Origin of the sequence: Jeotgalibaca sp. A127 (genome assembly GCF_052266745.1) — a bacterium.
GTDB lineage: Bacteria > Bacillota > Bacilli > Lactobacillales > Aerococcaceae > Jeotgalibaca.
In genome coordinates this window covers 1-16,914 of record NZ_JBQPRC010000007.1, presented here as the reverse complement: position 1 = coordinate 16,914, position 16,914 = coordinate 1, and the positions used below count along the sequence as shown (strand labels likewise).

The 16,914-nt window shown below is 40.7% G+C and carries 13 protein-coding genes; 12 read left to right on the top strand and 1 reads right to left on the bottom strand.

Annotation, left to right across the window (positions count from 1 at the left end; all coding sequences use genetic code 11):
* The first annotated feature begins 7 nt into the window (after nt 1-7).
* From groL to ACTVAI_RS08050, 7 genes are all read left to right on the top strand, one after another.
* Nucleotides 8-1,624, top strand: a complete 1,617-nt coding sequence (gene groL, locus ACTVAI_RS08080; protein ID WP_443473484.1) for a chaperonin GroEL — start codon at nt 8-10, stop codon at nt 1,622-1,624.
* 160 nt (nt 1,625-1,784) lie between these two features.
* The gene (locus ACTVAI_RS08075) at nt 1,785-3,569 is read left to right on the top strand and encodes an alpha-amylase family glycosyl hydrolase (protein ID WP_443486410.1); all 1,785 of its coding nucleotides are present in this window, start codon (nt 1,785-1,787) and stop codon (nt 3,567-3,569) included.
* A gap of 87 nt (nt 3,570-3,656) precedes the next feature.
* Nucleotides 3,657-5,051: a sugar transferase gene (locus ACTVAI_RS08070; RefSeq protein ID WP_443473483.1), complete on the top strand. Its 1,395-nt coding sequence runs from the start codon at nt 3,657-3,659 to the stop codon at nt 5,049-5,051.
* A gap of 177 nt (nt 5,052-5,228) precedes the next feature.
* Nucleotides 5,229-6,641 carry a nicotinate phosphoribosyltransferase gene (locus tag ACTVAI_RS08065; protein WP_443473593.1) on the top strand — a complete coding sequence of 471 codons (1,413 nt, stop codon included), beginning with the start codon at nt 5,229-5,231 and terminating at the stop codon, nt 6,639-6,641.
* 21 nt (nt 6,642-6,662) lie between these two features.
* Entirely contained in the window at nt 6,663-7,493 is an 831-nt protein-coding gene (gene nadE / locus ACTVAI_RS08060; RefSeq protein WP_443486356.1) for an ammonia-dependent NAD(+) synthetase, read from the top strand.
* A 21-nt stretch (nt 7,494-7,514) separates the two neighbouring features.
* Nucleotides 7,515-9,374: an LTA synthase family protein gene (locus tag ACTVAI_RS08055; protein WP_443473481.1), complete on the top strand. Its 1,860-nt coding sequence runs from the start codon at nt 7,515-7,517 to the stop codon at nt 9,372-9,374.
* Nucleotides 9,375-9,401: 27 nt separating this feature from the next.
* Nucleotides 9,402-10,496, top strand: a complete 1,095-nt coding sequence (locus tag ACTVAI_RS08050; protein WP_443486355.1) for a glycosyltransferase family 4 protein — start codon at nt 9,402-9,404, stop codon at nt 10,494-10,496.
* Between the two features lie 50 nt (nt 10,497-10,546).
* Here ACTVAI_RS08050 and ACTVAI_RS08045 read toward each other — a convergent pair whose 3' ends face one another.
* Nucleotides 10,547-11,218 (bottom strand): YigZ family protein, encoded by a 672-nt coding sequence (locus ACTVAI_RS08045; RefSeq protein ID WP_443473479.1) that lies wholly within the window; start codon nt 11,216-11,218, stop codon nt 10,547-10,549.
* Nucleotides 11,219-11,363: 145 nt separating this feature from the next.
* Here ACTVAI_RS08045 and ACTVAI_RS08040 point away from each other — a divergent pair, with 145 nt between their 5' ends.
* The 5 genes from ACTVAI_RS08040 to hpf all read left to right on the top strand — a co-directional run bounded on the left by ACTVAI_RS08040 (nt 11,364) and on the right by hpf (nt 16,770).
* On the top strand, nt 11,364-12,848 hold the full coding sequence (locus ACTVAI_RS08040) for a UDP-N-acetylmuramoyl-L-alanyl-D-glutamate--2,6-diaminopimelate ligase (protein WP_443486354.1): 1,485 nt from the start codon (nt 11,364-11,366) through the stop codon (nt 12,846-12,848).
* Between the two features lie 13 nt (nt 12,849-12,861).
* Nucleotides 12,862-13,716: a DegV family protein gene (locus ACTVAI_RS08035; protein WP_443486353.1), complete on the top strand. Its 855-nt coding sequence runs from the start codon at nt 12,862-12,864 to the stop codon at nt 13,714-13,716.
* Between the two features lie 356 nt (nt 13,717-14,072).
* The gene (locus tag ACTVAI_RS08030; protein ID WP_443473476.1) at nt 14,073-15,434 is read left to right on the top strand and encodes a DEAD/DEAH box helicase; all 1,362 of its coding nucleotides are present in this window, start codon (nt 14,073-14,075) and stop codon (nt 15,432-15,434) included.
* A gap of 148 nt (nt 15,435-15,582) precedes the next feature.
* Entirely contained in the window at nt 15,583-16,098 is a 516-nt protein-coding gene (locus ACTVAI_RS08025; protein WP_443486352.1) for a ComF family protein, read from the top strand.
* Between the two features lie 117 nt (nt 16,099-16,215).
* A complete protein-coding gene (gene hpf, locus ACTVAI_RS08020; RefSeq protein ID WP_443473474.1) occupies nt 16,216-16,770 on the top strand; it encodes a ribosome hibernation-promoting factor, HPF/YfiA family in 555 nt (184 codons plus the stop codon).
* Nucleotides 16,771-16,914 lie beyond the last annotated feature (144 nt).

Below are 16,914 nucleotides of genomic sequence, written 5' to 3'. Positions count from 1 at the left end.
TTTAGAAATGGCTAAAGATATTAAATTCTCTGAAGACGCACGAGCAGCGCTATTACGCGGTGTTGATATGTTGGCAAACACTGTAAAAGTAACATTAGGGCCAAAAGGACGTAACGTTGTTTTGGAAAAAGCATACGGTTCTCCGCTTATTACAAATGATGGTGTGACAATTGCCAAAGAAATTGAATTAGAAGATCATTTTGAAAATATGGGAGCAAAACTCGTTTCTGAAGTTGCTTCAAAAACAAACGATATTGCTGGAGATGGCACAACGACTGCAACTGTTTTGACACAAGCCATTGTACGTGAAGGTTTGAAAAACGTTACTGCTGGTGCAAACCCAGTTGGTGTTCGTCGTGGTATCGAAATCGCTGCAAAAGAAGCGATTGCCGGTTTGGCAGAAATTTCTCAAACAGTTGATTCAAAAGAATCTATCGCACAAGTTGCAGCTGTATCATCAGGGTCCGAAGAAGTCGGCGCTTTGATTGCTGAAGCGATGGAAAAAGTTGGTAACGACGGCGTTATCACGATTGAAGAATCAAAAGGTATCGAAACAGAATTAGATGTTGTTGAAGGAATGCAATTTGACCGTGGTTACCTTTCACAATACATGGTAACTGATAATGACAAGATGGAAGCAAGCCTTGACATGCCTTATATCTTAATTACTGACCGTAAAATTTCCAACATTCAAGATCTTCTTCCATTATTGGAGCAAATCTTGAAAGAAGGACGTCCATTGTTAATCATCGCTGATGATGTGGATGGCGAAGCTCTGCCAACATTGGTATTGAATAAACTACGGGGAACATTCAATGTGGCGGCAGTTAAAGCGCCAGGATTTGGTGACCGTCGTAAAGAAATGTTGCAAGACATCGCTGTTTTAACAGGCGGAACAGTGATTGCAGAAGATTTAGGTTTGGAATTGAAAGATGCTTCTGTTGAACACTTAGGACATGCTGGTAAAGTAGTCGTTACAAAAGACAACACCACAATCGTAGAAGGATCTGGCGAAAAAGAATTGATTGAGCAACGTGTAGCAGTGATTCGTTCACAAGCTGCTGAAACAACTTCTGATTTCGACCGTGAAAAACTTCAAGAACGCTTGGCTAAATTATCTGGTGGGGTAGGAGTGATCAAAGTTGGTGCTGCTACTGAAACAGAATTGAAAGAGCGTAAATTGCGTATCGAAGATGCTTTGAATGCAACACGTGCTGCTGTTGAAGAGGGAATCGTCCCTGGTGGTGGTACTGCTTTAATCAATGTTCAAAAACGCGTTCAAGAGCTTGCACTTAAAGGCGATGAAGCGACAGGTGCTCGCATTGTTGCACGTGCATTGGAAGAACCGGTTCGTCAAATCGCTGAAAATGCAGGTCTTGAAGGATCTGTTATTGCAGCCCGCATCAAGACAGAAGAACCAGGAATCGGTTATAACGCTGCAACTGACGAATGGGTAAACATGATTGAGGCAGGAATTGTTGACCCAGCTAAAGTTGTGCGTTCTGCATTGCAAAACGCAGCAAGTGTAGCAGGACTAATCCTTTCAACAGAAGGTGTTGTCGCTGACAAACCTGCTCCAGAACCAATGATGCCACAAGACCCAGGTATGGGCGGCATGATGTAATTCAATAAATCAGAAAAAGCGATTGGGAAACGTCCCGGTCGCTTTTTTGAATTATGAGAGTGATATCGGTAACATCTCCCTAAAAATTGAATATTTTCCTAGCGCGTGCTATCTTTTAGATGGATTAAAACGTTTTCAAAAGGAGTCGTGTTAGTTGAAAATGAATCGCTTAAAATATATTTTGCCAATTTTAACATTGGGGTTATTCGCTTGTACATCTGAAGATGAGAATGCCGTCGCCCACTATCCAGAAAAACCCACCGTCCAAGATAGTGTTCTCGTCAGAATCGATCCAGAAGTGTATTATGATGAAAATGTTGAAAACGTTACTTTGGATGCCAGCGATTTAGGTGTGCCGAATGACATGATATTTGATGAGCAATTAAATGAACTGAGTGTCGCCATTGAAGATGATGTTGAAATCGGAGAAAAAACTGTCAGGGTAACCATTGCAACTGAAGAAGGAACAGAAACTTACGAAGAAGCAATAACATTGGTAGCGTCCGAAGATAAAAATGATGGGCTCGACTTCAGTTGGGATGAAGCCCGTATTTATTTTGCTTTGACGGATCGTTTTTACAATGGCGATCCAACCAATGATGACCCTGGTAACCGACAGTATGATACAACCCATCCGGAAACTTATCATGGTGGGGACTTTCGTGGTTTAATCGATAAGATGCCATATCTTCAAGATTTGGGCATTAATACCCTTTGGATCACGCCTATTGTAGACAATATCGAGTGGAATATGCGCGAAGAACAACATGATAATCAGTATGGCTACCATGGCTATTGGACGAAAGATTTCACCAAAATCGATGAGCACTTAGGAGACTTAGCTACCTTCAAGGAGCTGATTGACACAGCCCACGATCACGGCATCAAGTTGATGGTGGATGTTGTGTTAAATCATGCTGGTTATAAGATGGCTGAAGGCGAAACGCCATTTGAGGGGATGCTGAGAGAGGAACCAATCCCTCATCATCCAGTACTGGGAGAACTTTCTGGCTTGCCTGATTTCAAAACAGAAGAGGAAGCAGTTAGGGAACAACTCGTATCTTGGCAAACAGCCTGGATTGAAGAAACGAAAACCGAGCGTGGGGACACCATAGATTTTTTTCGGGTGGATACAATTAAACATGTAGAAGACACTACATGGAAAGCTTTCAAGAATGCGGTTATTAAAGAACAACCGGATTTCAAGTTTATCGGCGAGCACTATGGCGCCTCCATTGCAAATACGGGAGGCTATTATCATGATGGAGAAATGGACTCTTTATTGGATTTTGAGTTTAAGAGTATTGCCGGTAGTTTTGTAAACTGGGACGTTGTGGGTGCCAATGATAAATTGATTGCTCGAAATGAGCAACTGACGAGCGATGCAACATTGGGGCAATTTTTATCCAGCCATGATGAGGATGGTTTTTTATACCGTCAAGCAGGAGGGGATAGGGGAAAACAAAAAGTTGCCGCATCCTTATTGATAACCGCTAAAGGACAACCTGTAATCTATTATGGTGAAGAATTAGGACAAACCGGTGCGACCGCCAAAAATATGGATAAAGGTGAATATAGTGAGAATCGCTATGATTTTGACTGGGATAGCGCTGAAACATCTGACATGCGGAACCATTATAAAGAACTGCTCCAAATTCGTAAAGACCATAGCCTCGTTTTTTCCAAGGGCAATCGAGAAACGGTGGCAGGATCGAATGAAGAAGGCTATATCGTCTTCAGTCGCGGTTACAAAAAGGAAGAATTATTCATCGGGTTGAATATCCTTGATGAACCCACTGTTTTTTCAATGGTAGCACCGGCTAAAAAGATGACAGACCTATATTCAGGTACACAGTATCAGGCTGAATCAGATGGAACCATAACCGTCACTCTTCCTCCAAAGAGTGAGGGTGGGACTGTGATTTTAAGCATTTCCGAAAATTAAAAAAGTTACCCTCTCTCTATCACTGTTCTAGTTTTTATTTTCATGCTAAAATGGATGAAGTCAAGATTGACTAAAGGAGGAAATAATGTGAAACAACAGGATGAGTGGACAAAGATTCGAAAAATCGCCATCATGGTGATTGATTTGATTCTTTACATGGGTTCATTTTTACTGTCGTTCCGCTTAAGATATGGAGCAGAAATACCGATTCGTAACTTAGAAGCATTCCAGGGAAGTGTCTTTTATGTCATCATCGGATTCTTAATTGTGAATATCTTATTGGGGACTTACATTCTTTATAACAAATCGCTGGGTGATTTCTTATTTATAACGATTATTGGTCAGTTTATCATGTCGTTATACATTATGGCATTAACGTTCGCTGGTAGATGGTTAGCATTTCCGCGTTCGGTGATCCTTATTGCCTTTTTCGTTGGCGTGCTCATACTTTTCTTGTGGCGTGCACTAGTATTCAAATTGTATCAACGATTAAGTGGTAGTAAGCGAGTTATGATAGTGGGGATGGAAAAAGAAGTTTTTGCGGCAGTGGATAATTTTACGAATACCAAGAGCATCCGTCACCGTGTCACGCATGTCGTGTTATCAGCCTATTACGAAAATGTACGTGAAAATCTGGAAGAAATCGATGTTGTTTATTTGGCCAGCCAGATTGAAGAATCTGAAAAACTACGTATTTATAACCTGTTGATGGAAAAAGACAAGAAATTTTTCTTGAATACGAGTTTTGAGAACTTGATGATGGTAAGACCGAATATGATGAATATTGAAGATGAAAGTATTATTGAAGTGTCACCTTTTAGAATTCCTTCTGAAGATGACATGATCAAACGATTGCTGGACATTGTTTTCTCTGTTGCTTTAATTATTGTATCCTCGCCAATCATGGCGATAGCTGCAATACTTGTTAAACGCAGCTCAGAAGGTCCGATTTTGTATCGTCAAACACGTATTACCAAGGAAGGGCGAGAATTTGAAATCTTGAAATTCCGGAGTATGGGTGTGACGGCTGAAAAAGAATCTGGTCCGGTACTCGCGACAAGTAATGATATGCGTGTCACGCCTGTTGGGAAATATTTGCGCGCATTGCGGATTGATGAACTGCCTCAGTTATTCAACGTCCTCAAAGGCGATATGTCAATTGTTGGACCCCGTCCCGAGCGTCCGTTCTTTGTTGAACAATTTGAAAAGCAAAACCCACATTATTATTTACGTCATAATGTACGTGCTGGTATTACGGGTTACGCCCAAGTTTATGGAAAATATGCTTCGGACTTCAATAGTAAATTGAACTTTGATTTGATTTATATCAAACAATATTCTCTCATTTTGGATATGAAGATTATGTTGCAGACCATAAAAATATTATTCGACAAAGTAAGTTCCCAAGGGTTGGATGAGCAAGAAACTGCCATTTATTCAGAGGAAGAATTTGAAGCACGCGGTATTAAAGTGATTCACTAATCAAAAAGCTCTCAGACAAAATGATGTCTGGGAGCTTTTTCGATGAATATTAAAGGAAAATACACATGTTTTACGATATAATGAGTTGAAATTATACAATTTTGAGGAGTGATCCGGTTGGAAGAACAATATAGAGATGATAGTTTGGTTTTGCATACTGATTTGTATCAGATCAATATGATGAAAACCTACTGGGATGAAGGCATCGCTGATAAACATGCTGTGTTTGAAGCTTATTTCCGCAAATATCCCTTCAGCAATGGTTACGCCGTTTTTGCGGGGTTAGAACGAATCGTTGACTACTTAAGAAATTTACGCTTTACCAAAACAGATATAGACTATTTACGTGAAGTCCAGGATTACCCTGAGGCATTCTTGGAATACTTGGAAGATTTCCGCTTTACGGCCACTTTAAGATCAGCGGTAGAAGGCGAACTTGTTTTTGCCAATGAGCCCATTGTGCAAGTTGAGGGGCCTTTAGCCCAATGTCAGCTGATTGAAACGGCTGTTTTAAATATCATCAACTTTCAGACGTTAATTGCAACCAAAGCGGCGCGGATTCGCTATGTTTCCGAAGAAGATACATTGATGGAGTTTGGTGCACGTCGTGCTCAAGAAATGGATGCCTCTATTTGGGGGGCTCGGGCGACTTATATAGGCGGATTTGATGCTACTTCCAATGTCCGGGCAGGCAAGATGTTTAACATGCCAATCGCTGGCACGCATGCTCATTCCTTGGTCCAAGTCTACCGGAACGACTATGATGCATTTAAGGCCTATGCTCATTCACATAAAGACTGTGTCTTTTTGGTTGATACATACGATACACTTCGCTCAGGAGTTCCGGCTGCAATTCAGGTGGCTGACGAACTGGGCGATAAAATTAACTTTATCGGTGTACGTATTGACAGTGGCGATATGGCCTACCAATCAAAAAAAATCCGCCAACAATTGGATGAAGCTGGCTATCCAAATGCCAAGATTTTTGCCTCAAGCGATTTGGATGAAATGACGATTCTGAACTTGAAGATGCAAGGAGCTAAAATAGACGTATGGGGAGTCGGTACAAAGTTAATCACAGCTTATGATCAACCGGCACTGGGTGCGGTTTACAAATTAGTGAGTATTGAAAATGATAAAGGTGAGATGGTCGATACTTTAAAAATATCAAGTAATGCCGAAAAAGTATCGACACCGGGCCGTAAACAGGTTTGGCGCATTACTCGGAATTCAGACGGGAAGTCAGAAGGGGATTATGTGGCCCTGTGGGAAGAGCGTCCCGATCAATTAAAAGAGTTATTTATGTTCCATCCAACCTATACTTACATAAACAAGACCGTGACGGATTTTACTGCTCGTCCAATTTTGCAAGATGTTTTTGTGGATGGTGAACTCGTTTATGAATTACCAACGCTGGAAGAGATTAAAACCTACTCCCTGAAACATCGTCATGCTTTGTGGGATGAGTATAAGCGTATCCTAAATCCAGAAGATTACCCGGTGGATCTGTCCCAAAAAGCTTGGGATCACAAAATGAATACGATTCAACAAATCAAACAAACGGTTCAACAAGGTGCACCTAAACTATAATGTTTTAAGGGGTTGAAAAAAATGCGTCCATTACAAAAAGAAATCATTGAAGAATTACGTGTTAAATCTATCATTGATCCGAGCGAAGAACTTCGTATTACTATCGATTTCCTGAAAGAATACATGTTGGCCCATCCTTTTTTGAAAACGTATGTTTTAGGCATCAGTGGGGGTCAAGATTCAACATTGGTGGGTAAGCTGGCTCAAATGGCCATGTCTGAATTACGTAATGAGACCGGTAATGAGGATTACCAGTTCATTGCTGTTAAAATTCCTTATGGTGTCCAGGGTGATGCAAAAGATGTTGAAGATGCGCTGTCCTTTATTGGTCCGGACCAAATCCTGACGGTCAATATCAAAGCTGCCACCGATGCAATTGAAGCAGCGATTACAGCAAATGGTCAACCTGTTTCAGATTTTAATAAAGGTAATATCAAAGCACGTCAACGGATGGTGGTGCAGTATGCGATTGCCGGTGACAATGCAGGTGCAGTTTTGGGAACTGATCACGCAGCGGAATCCGTAACCGGTTTTTATACGAAATTCGGCGACGGCGCAGCAGATCTAACACCTATCTGGCGCTTGAATAAACGTCAAGGGCGAGTACTGCTTAAGGCTTTGGATGCGCCTGAACATTTGTATAAAAAAGTGCCAACTGCTGACTTGGAAGATGACCGCCCGGCTCTTCCGGACGAGGTTGCTCTAGGTGTATCTTATCAAGCAATCGATGATTATCTGGAAGGAAAAGAAGTCCTGGATAGGGATGCTGAAAAAATCGAAAGTTGGTTTATCAAAACACGCCATAAACGTCACTTGCCGATTACCGTATATGATGACTTTTGGAAAAAATAACAAATAAGGAGTGGTCAGGCGTTGAAAGAGCGTTTAACAAAACGGTTGCCATTCCTCTTTGGTGACCACCATAAAGCCAAAGTATTACGTCAAGTTCTCTCAATCATTTTTACTACCTTTATCAGCCAATTGTTATTGCAGTGGTTCCAAAACGATTTAAGAATGGATTTAGTCATTAATTTTACGTTTTTATGGCATACTGAAAAATTTTTTCTCAGTTGGATGGTATTAATGGTACCCGCGCTTTGGCTCTGGGCCCTTTTAAATAATGCCAAAGTTGTAAATTTAATCATGATTGGAAGCTCAGCATTAACGGGGTTCATTACTTATGAAAAAATGAGCCAAAGAGATGAACCCTTGTATCCAGCAGATTTTAAGATGATATTCGAAGTGGATTTCCTATTGAAAATGTTACCGCCGATTGTTGTTCTCCTTTTGCTAGGCGTTATAGTGCTCATCGTTATCTGGTTGGTCTGGCTTTTTCGTAAAGAGCATGTGAAAATCGGTATATTGAGCCGCATCTTGCTCCTTGGGACGACAAGTGTGGGGTTGTATTACTTATTTCAGTTTCAAGAAGAGGGGAATCTCGTAAAACGTGCATATGATCGAACGGCTACTTGGATTCCTTATAGTCAAAAAATGAACTATTATAATACAGGATTTGTGGCAGGGTTTCTCTACAATCTACCATCAGATCCAATGGTTAAGCCCGTTGGCATGGATACCACTGAGTTGGAAGCTTTGTTTTTAAAATATCAAAAAAAAGCTGAGAAGATTAATGCGACAAGGAAAAACGCGAATGTTGATGCAAATATTATCTATATTATGAACGAGAGTTTTGCGGATCCGTTATCTTTAGATAGAGCTGATGCTTCGTTTGACCCGATTCCGTTTACTAGACAACTGGCGAACCAGACGCGTAGTGGCAGTATGTTGTCACAAGGATATGGAGGTGGGACTGCAAATATTGAGTTCGAAGCTTTGACTGGCTACTCCATGGAGCCTTTCGCAGCAAATATTTCTACGCCTTTCACACAATTTCTTCCAAAAATGTCCTCATTTCCTTCCATAGTTTCGCGTTTAAAAGAGGAGGGGCATTATCCGTTTGCTATCCATCCTTTTGATACATCCATGTATAAACGGCGGGATAATTACAAAATGTTGGGTTTTGAAGCGTTCTATTATGATGAAACAATGGTAAATACGGGTAGGATTGGAACGAATCCATATATTTCTGATGACGCGGCTTATAAAGAAATAGTTGAACGGATGCAGGAAAGCGAATCCTATGATTTTGTCCATCTTGTAACGATGCAAAATCATTCGCCATTCCAAGGGAAGTATGAAACATTTCCAAACCATCTGAATACAGGATTTGTGAAGGAAGAAATTAACCAGTACCATCAAGCTTTGATTGAAAGTGATCACGCTTTAGAAAAACTATTCACAGCCATCCAGGAAATGGATGAACCGGTAGTGGTGGTGTTCTGGGGTGACCACTGGCCAAGTATCTTTGACGAGTCATTCAAACAACAGAGTGGAGATTTGCTTAGTCGCACTCCTGTTATCGTTTTTGGGAATGAATTATCTGAGCAAAAGAAATGGGACATTATTAGTCCCATCTACTTCATGACTGAACTTTGGGAAGCAACAGATACCAAAATAACACCTTTTGACGCATTAATGATGACGATGAGAAATGAGGTTCCAGCGTTTGAAAAAGGCATGTATTATTTGCCGGATGGCAGTTTTGTCCAAACGCGGGAAGAGCTTCCGGTGTCTTCACAAGCTATCTTGAAGGAATATGATTGGGTGATGTATGATACAACAACAGGGTCAAGACAGTTGGAAAAAATGGGTTTCTTTACCTTAGGGGACTAATCAACTATAAATGAAATGAGGTGACAAATGCGGTTCTTTTGGCGTTTTTTAATTGTATTTATGATAGCGTTGTTTTTGAGTTATCTAGCAACGCATGCTTTCCGGCGAGTGGCCATTAAAGCAAACTGGGTAGATAGACCTTCCAGTAAGAAGATTCATAATAAACCGATTCCGACAATGGGTGGCATTTGCATCTTCTTGGTTTACTGGTTGATTTATTTTCTGGGGATTCCCAGCGAGAACCAGATAGCGGATATTGGGGCAATGGTTGCTAGTTCTACAGTTATTGTCCTAACGGGTATTATTGACGATAAAGTTGAGTTGAAGCCTTGGCAGAAGTTGGCCGGCATCTTGTTGGGTGCGAATATCTATTACTTCTTCACAGATATTCGTTTGGACCACTTCACCATCGCGTTCCTGGGTACTATCGAGTTTCAGGAAATTAGTTATCTTATCATGATGCTCTGGATTGTAGGGATTACGAATGCGATGAATCTGATGGATGGGCTGGATGGGTTGGCAACGGGAACGGGGATTATTTCCTTGGTGACCATGGGATTGGTAAGCTATTTCTTCACTAATTCGGCCAACAATGCAATGGTCGTGCTGGTTTTTTTGCTAGCAGCTGTGTTGTTGGGCTTCTTGCCGCATAATTTCTATCCAGCAAAAATCTTTCTTGGAGATACCGGGGCTTTGTTTATTGGGTTCATGATCGCAACCCTTTCATTAAACGGCCTTAAGCAAGCCACTTTTGTTTCATTAATCATTCCTATCGCTATTTTAGGCGTTCCCTTGACTGATACTGTAGCCGCAATTTTTCGAAGATTACTTAAGAAAAAATCCGTCAGTAAGAAGGATTGGGGTCATCTTCATCACAGGCTATTGCGATTAGGTTTTACCCACCGGCAAGCTGTTTTGTTTATTTATGCGATGGGAATCATCTTTTCGTTAATCGCCTTATTGTTTCCAATTTCATCTTTATTGGGGACGATCATTTTGCTTCTTGGTTTAATTTTTGGAGTGATGCTGTTTATTGAATCTTTCAACTTACTTGATAGTGAAAAAACACCGCTTCGACGTTTGCTTCGACGGCTCAAAAGGAACACTAAACAAACTAAATAAGAGGTTGCCAAGGATATTAAAAGCCAATCCTAGACAGCCTCTTTTTTGTGTTAATCTTCGTCTTCACCCCATTCATCATCCGCAATTTCTGATAAACGACGTTCGACGTATTGCGGTTCACCCATTTCAAAGCTGATATTTCCGTTCATGAAATCAATCATTTCAGCTTGGAAAATCTCAACATTATCTGTAGGAATACCGACTGTAAAAGTAACTTGATCCGTATAAGTAGTATCAATAACAGTGTAGGTAGATTGAAGGAGATTATTTTCTAACTTACCAGAAGCAGAGTAGCTAACCGTACAAGATACCGGGACTTGAATGGCACGTTCCACAATGCCAATTTCCTTCAGGGCAGATGATACAGATTTGCTGTAAGCACGAATCAATCCACCCGCCCCTAATTTGGTTCCACCAAAATATCGCGTAACCACGGCCGCAACATATTTCAAATCGTTCTTCTTGAGAACCTCCAACATAGGGACACCAGCAGTACCGGATGGTTCGCCGTCATCATGAGCCCGCTGAACTTCATCCAAATCACCAATGAGATAGGCAGAACAGTTATGTGTTGCTTTCCAATGTTCTTTTTTTATGCGCTGAACAAAAGCTTTGGCATCGTCTTCTGTGTCTACACGTTCCAACGTACAAATAAAGCGTGAACCCCGAATAATAATTTCATACTCCCCATTTTCAGCAATGGTATAATAAGATTTTAACAACTAGGTGGCCTCCTCCAGAATGAATTTTGTATCTATTCTATCATAAGAAATTCTAAAACATGCAGTAAGGCGTGACTATTTATTGACAGGTCATGTATAATGATTTTTGACTAATTAAAATTAAAGTAGTAGGAGAGGTGTTATCTTGAATTTAGAACAATTATTCAACCATATTAAATTCAAGCATGTGATAGGTACTTTTCCCGAAACGCAAATAAATAAAATTACCCAAGATACACGCGAAGTTGAAGAAGGCGATGTATTTATTTGTATTGAGGGTGCAAATTTTGATGCTCATGACTATGTAGACAGGGCGATCGAAAAAGGCGCAATTGCAATTGTCGCACGTAAACCAATTATTAGTAATATTCCTGTTATCTATGTTAGTGATACTACGAAAGCAATGGCTATGTTGGCAAATGCTTTCTATGGTTACCCAAGTGACCAATTAAAAATGATTGGTATCACGGGTACAAACGGGAAAACCACAACCACTTATATTATTGAAGCCATTTTAAAAGGACTCCAATTAGGGTCGGGTGTCATTGGAACAGTGGGAATAAAAATCAACGATACATTTATTCCTACAATCAATACAACACCGGATAGCATTACCTTGCAACGCGTTTTCCAAGAGATGAATGAAAAGGACGTTGCCGTTTGTGCGATGGAGGTTTCCTCGCAAGCGCTTGTTAAAGGCCGTGTATGGGGAGTTGACTATGATGTTGCTGTCATGACGAATTTGACTCATGAACATATGGAATTGCACCAGAACATGGAGGCTTACCGAGCTGCCAAAAAATTACTTTTTGCGCAGTTGGGTAACAGTTACAAAACAAATAAAGTAGCTGTTTTGAATAAAGACGATCATACATATGCTGAATATCGTGAAGCAACCGTGGGAGAAGTACTGTCTTACAGTGTTCTTGATTCCAATAGTGATTTTTATGCTTCGAATATTGTCTATCAGGAATCGCATACAACGTTTGATCTCATTTATCAAAACGAGTCTTATTCTGTCCATTCCAACTTAGTGGGACAATATAACGTTTCAAACGTATTGGCAGGAATGGCAGCCGTATTTGCACTGGGTTATTCTTTAACAGAGATTGTAGCTACGATTCCATCTTTACTCGTTGTTTCTGGTCGGATGGAACTTGTTGCTAAGGAAGAGGATATCAGTCTTTATGTCGATTATGCTCACTCACCTGATGCGATGGAGAAAGTATTGGAAACAGTAAAAAATATTGCCAAGGGCAGAGTTATCTCAGTATTTGGCTGTGCAGGGAAAAGAGAGTTTGAAAAACGGCCTATTATGACTAATATCGGGATTGAACTGTCTGATTTTTCTTTTTTGACTGCAGATGAGACAATGGGTGAAAATCAAGCTGAAATCTGGGAAATGATGAAACCTGGCATTCCTGAAGGTGCTACAAACTTTGCTTATTATGAAAATCGCGTTGAAGCGATTTACAAGGCCGTTGAAATGGCTGAACCTGGCGATATTATTTTAATGATGGGTCGCGGCAATGATACCCGTTACTATGATACTGATGGAAGGGTGTATCATTTTACAGACAAAGAAGCATCCATTAATGGTTTAAAGAGGCGTGCGCAATTACAGAAGTAGGAAGGAACAGTTTATGAAAACGGCAATTGTTACAGACAGTACAGCATATATACCGAAAAGTCTTTTGGACGAACAAGATATATTCATGCTCCCTTTATTGGTTACTATAGATGGGAAATCATATCGTGAAGATATAGATCTATCTGCAACAGAATTTTATGAAAAAGTCCAAAATACAACGACATTTCCTTCTAGTTCACAACCAGCTATTGGTGAAACTTATGAACTGTTTAAGCGTTTGGCTTCTGAATATGATGCAATTATTTCTATTCATCTTTCATCAGGAATCAGTGGGACCTATCAAAGTGTGAGTACTTTAAGAGATGAATTTCCTTTGTGCCCCCTTTATACAGTGGATTCAGAAATCAGTTGTTACCCACAAGCGAGACTAGTATTGGAAGCAGCACGGCTTGCTAAAAAAGGTATGGATGCGGAAGAAATTGTGGCACGTGTGAAGAGACTGAAAGCACGTACGAAAGCATATTTTATGGTGGATGATTTAATTAACCTTCAAAAAGGGGGACGTCTTTCTGGAGGCGCCGCTTTAGTCGGTTCAATGCTGAAAATCAAACCAATTTTACATTTCAATGATAAAAAAATTACGGTATTTGAAAAAATCCGGACTAAGAAAAAAGCGTTACAATTGATACTGGATTTATTGGCCAGCGATGTTGAGAGCGTTGAATACCCGTTGATTGTGACTGTTATTCATGCCAATCGATTGGAAAGTGCAGAGGCTCTTGTAAGAGAAGTCAAGGCTAAATACCCAGATATTCATTGTGAAATCAGCTATTTTGGTCCTGTGATTGGAACGCATTTAGGCGAAGGTGCCTTAGGGATAACTTGGACAGAAGATACGACTAGATAGGAAAAAATTTTGGTATTTGGTGTTGTTAAGGAAATGCCCTTCGGCTTGCGTAGTTGCTTGTGTGCTGCCGTGGGACCGCCCTGAGCCTGTAGTCTCTGGGCTTGCAAGCCTCAAAGGGCTCGTAGACGCTGAAGCGCCAACGGTCCCTAGTTTCGCGTTGCATCCTTGACACGTCCACAAGCAACCACTCCGTCCTACGGGATTTCGAGATGATGACTACCAACACAATAAATGATAGAGCCATAGGAAAGAGGGTGGGCCAAAAGGCTCATTCTCTTTTTTAAATTTAAAAAAATTGACCAAAATAAAACTTTTCGCCTTTTTTTGCATATATATATGTGAGAGGAGTTGAGTGGATGGATCAATTATTATTCGGACGGGAAATTAGTATGAAAGAATGGCCAAGCGAAAGCGACATACCCGGGACTGCATTGATACGCCCGGCTTTTTTAAGAATTAATAATGCTTGGCAATGCCAACGCTGTGGAACCCATGATGAAGCTATGTTCATTATGGGACCTTGTACGTGTGGAACAGACTGCTTCTATTGTTCGGTATGCCTCAATATGGGAAAGCTTAAAAAATGTACGCACTTGTATTCTTTACCGGAAACAAATGCATTTAATAAATTAAGTGAGACGCCATTGGTCTGGGAAGGAGTGCTATCTCCTGAACAACAACGTGCCTCTGAAGCCATTGTCAAAACTTGGTATCAAAAAGAAATACGCTTAATTTGGGCAGTGGCAGGATCGGGGAAAACGGAAATGATTTTCCAGGGAATAGCCCGTTGTTTGTTGGCACAAGGCCGGGTTTGCATTGCGTCTCCTCGAATCGATGTTTGTCTGGAGTTGGCTCCGAGGTTACAGGCGGCTTTTCGGGATATCCCAATCGCTTTACTTTATGGAGGCATGGAGGAAGTTTATCATTATACCCCTCTGACCATTGCGACGACGCATCAACTTTTACGCTTCAAAGAAGCATTTGATTTATTGATCATCGACGAAGTAGATTCATTTCCCTACCATAATAATCTGGCTCTTCATTTTGGGGCTGAAAAAGCACGAAAGCATAACAGTGCATTGCTTTATTTGACGGCTACTCCGCCTCGTATGATGCAACTGCAAGTAAAAAAAGGAGAACTTCCTGCTACAGTTCTTCCCGCTCGTTACCATGGTTATCCCTTGCCTGAAGTGACAACGAAGTGGCTGGGTGACTGGCGCAAAGCTATTCGCAAGCGTCAAAGGCGTTCACCATTAATAAAATTAATCGACAAAGCTGTTCATCAAAAACGTCGCTTTTTATTGTTCCTGCCCCATATTGGTTTAATGCTGGAATTAGAAAAATGGCTGCATGATTTATATCCGGAAATGACGTTTACCTCTGTATCAGCTGAAGACCCGGAACGCGTTAAAAAAGTTAAGGAAATGCGTGAAGAAAAATATACCCTCCTCCTTACCACCACAATTCTTGAAAGGGGGGTTACTTTTCGCGATATTGATGTGCTGGTAATCGGAGCGGAAGACAGGGTTTTTACCGAAGCCTCGCTGGTCCAGATTGCCGGTCGGGCGGGACGACATAGAGACTTCCCGACAGGGATGGTGTGGTTTGGCCATTACGGAAAGACGAAGGCCATAAAGCATGCGGTCTCCCAGATTAAAACGATGAACCAACAAGCTAGGGAGAAGGGGTTATTACATGGGACGTTGCCTGATTTGTAATCGCGGGATTCAGGATTCGCTGACTTTAGCTAAAATCGTTTCCTTTAAACCTTATAAAGAGTCCTGTATATGTGAACGCTGCACACAATTATTTCAAGAAATTCACCGGAATCAGGCATGTCCAGGGTGTTCTCGCCTTCAAGACGACATGTCGGATTGTAGAGATTGTATCAAATGGAAAGAAAAGGTAGTTGATGGTTTGGTCACCCATGAAGCCTTTTTTCGCTATGATGATGTCTTAAAAAATTGGATGCAAGTTTATAAGTTCCAAGGTGATACACGCTATGCGAGAATAATGGCGGACCCGTTGCAGGGATTTTATCGGAAACACAAAGACGCTGTTGTCGTCCCAATGCCTAGTTCGAAAGCGAGTATGGATAATCGGGGATTTAATCAGTGTGAAGAATTGTTAAAGTATGCAGGAATTCCCTATGTAAATTTAATTTCGAATGTGTCCCGGGACAAAAAACAGTCCGAAAAGAACCGTATGGAACGAATGCAGACGGGTCAACCATTCCAACTTAATGAGTTATCAGTAGATCATTCCAAGTCTTTGTTATTGTTCGACGATATTTATACGACAGGACGTACATTAATACATGCAAAAGAATTATTATGGGAAGCGGGATTCACTGCGATTTCTTCATTTTCCATAGGAAGATAATTAAATGGAATCGATTGTAAAATTTTAACGCTTACATTATAATGGTATTAAAGAATCCCTATGAGTGGTCCATAGGAGTCTTTTCTGATGATGAATCAGACGAAAGGAGAGAGCACTATGTTTAGATACAATGTCCGAGGAGAAAATATCGAGGTTACACCAGCAATTCGTGAGTATGCAGAGAAAAAACTCAGCAAACTGGAGAAGTTTTTTGATAATGTGCCGGAAGCAACGGCACACGTAAACTTGAAAGTTTACACTGATAAAACTGCGAAAGTAGAAGTAACGATTCCTCTACCATACTTAGTATTGCGTGCTGAAGAAACTTCAATCGATTTATATGGAAGCATCGACTTGGTAGTCGATAAACTAGAACGCCAAGTTCGTAAATATAAGACTAAAATTAATCGTAAATCACGCGAAAAAGGATTTACGCCAGCGTCAGTACCTTCTGCGATTGAAGAAGACCTTGATGAAAATAATGGTCAATTAGAAATTGTTAGAACAAAACGCATTTCACTGAAACCAATGGACAGTGAAGAAGCAGTTCTACAAATGAACATGTTAGGACATAATTTCTTCATTTTCGAAGATTCTGAAACGAACGGAACAAGTATTGTCTACCGTCGTAAAGATGGTAAGTTCGGATTAATCGAAACAGACAATGCTTAATCCCTTAATAAAACATTTCTGGCTCTTTGTCAAGAAGTGTTGATAGTGTATTTTTCCGATTGAATGAAGGTTAAAATTCACAATCTATGAAGCAGTAGCTGGGAACCGAACGGTTCCTAAGCTGCTGTTTTTATTTCTAGCAAT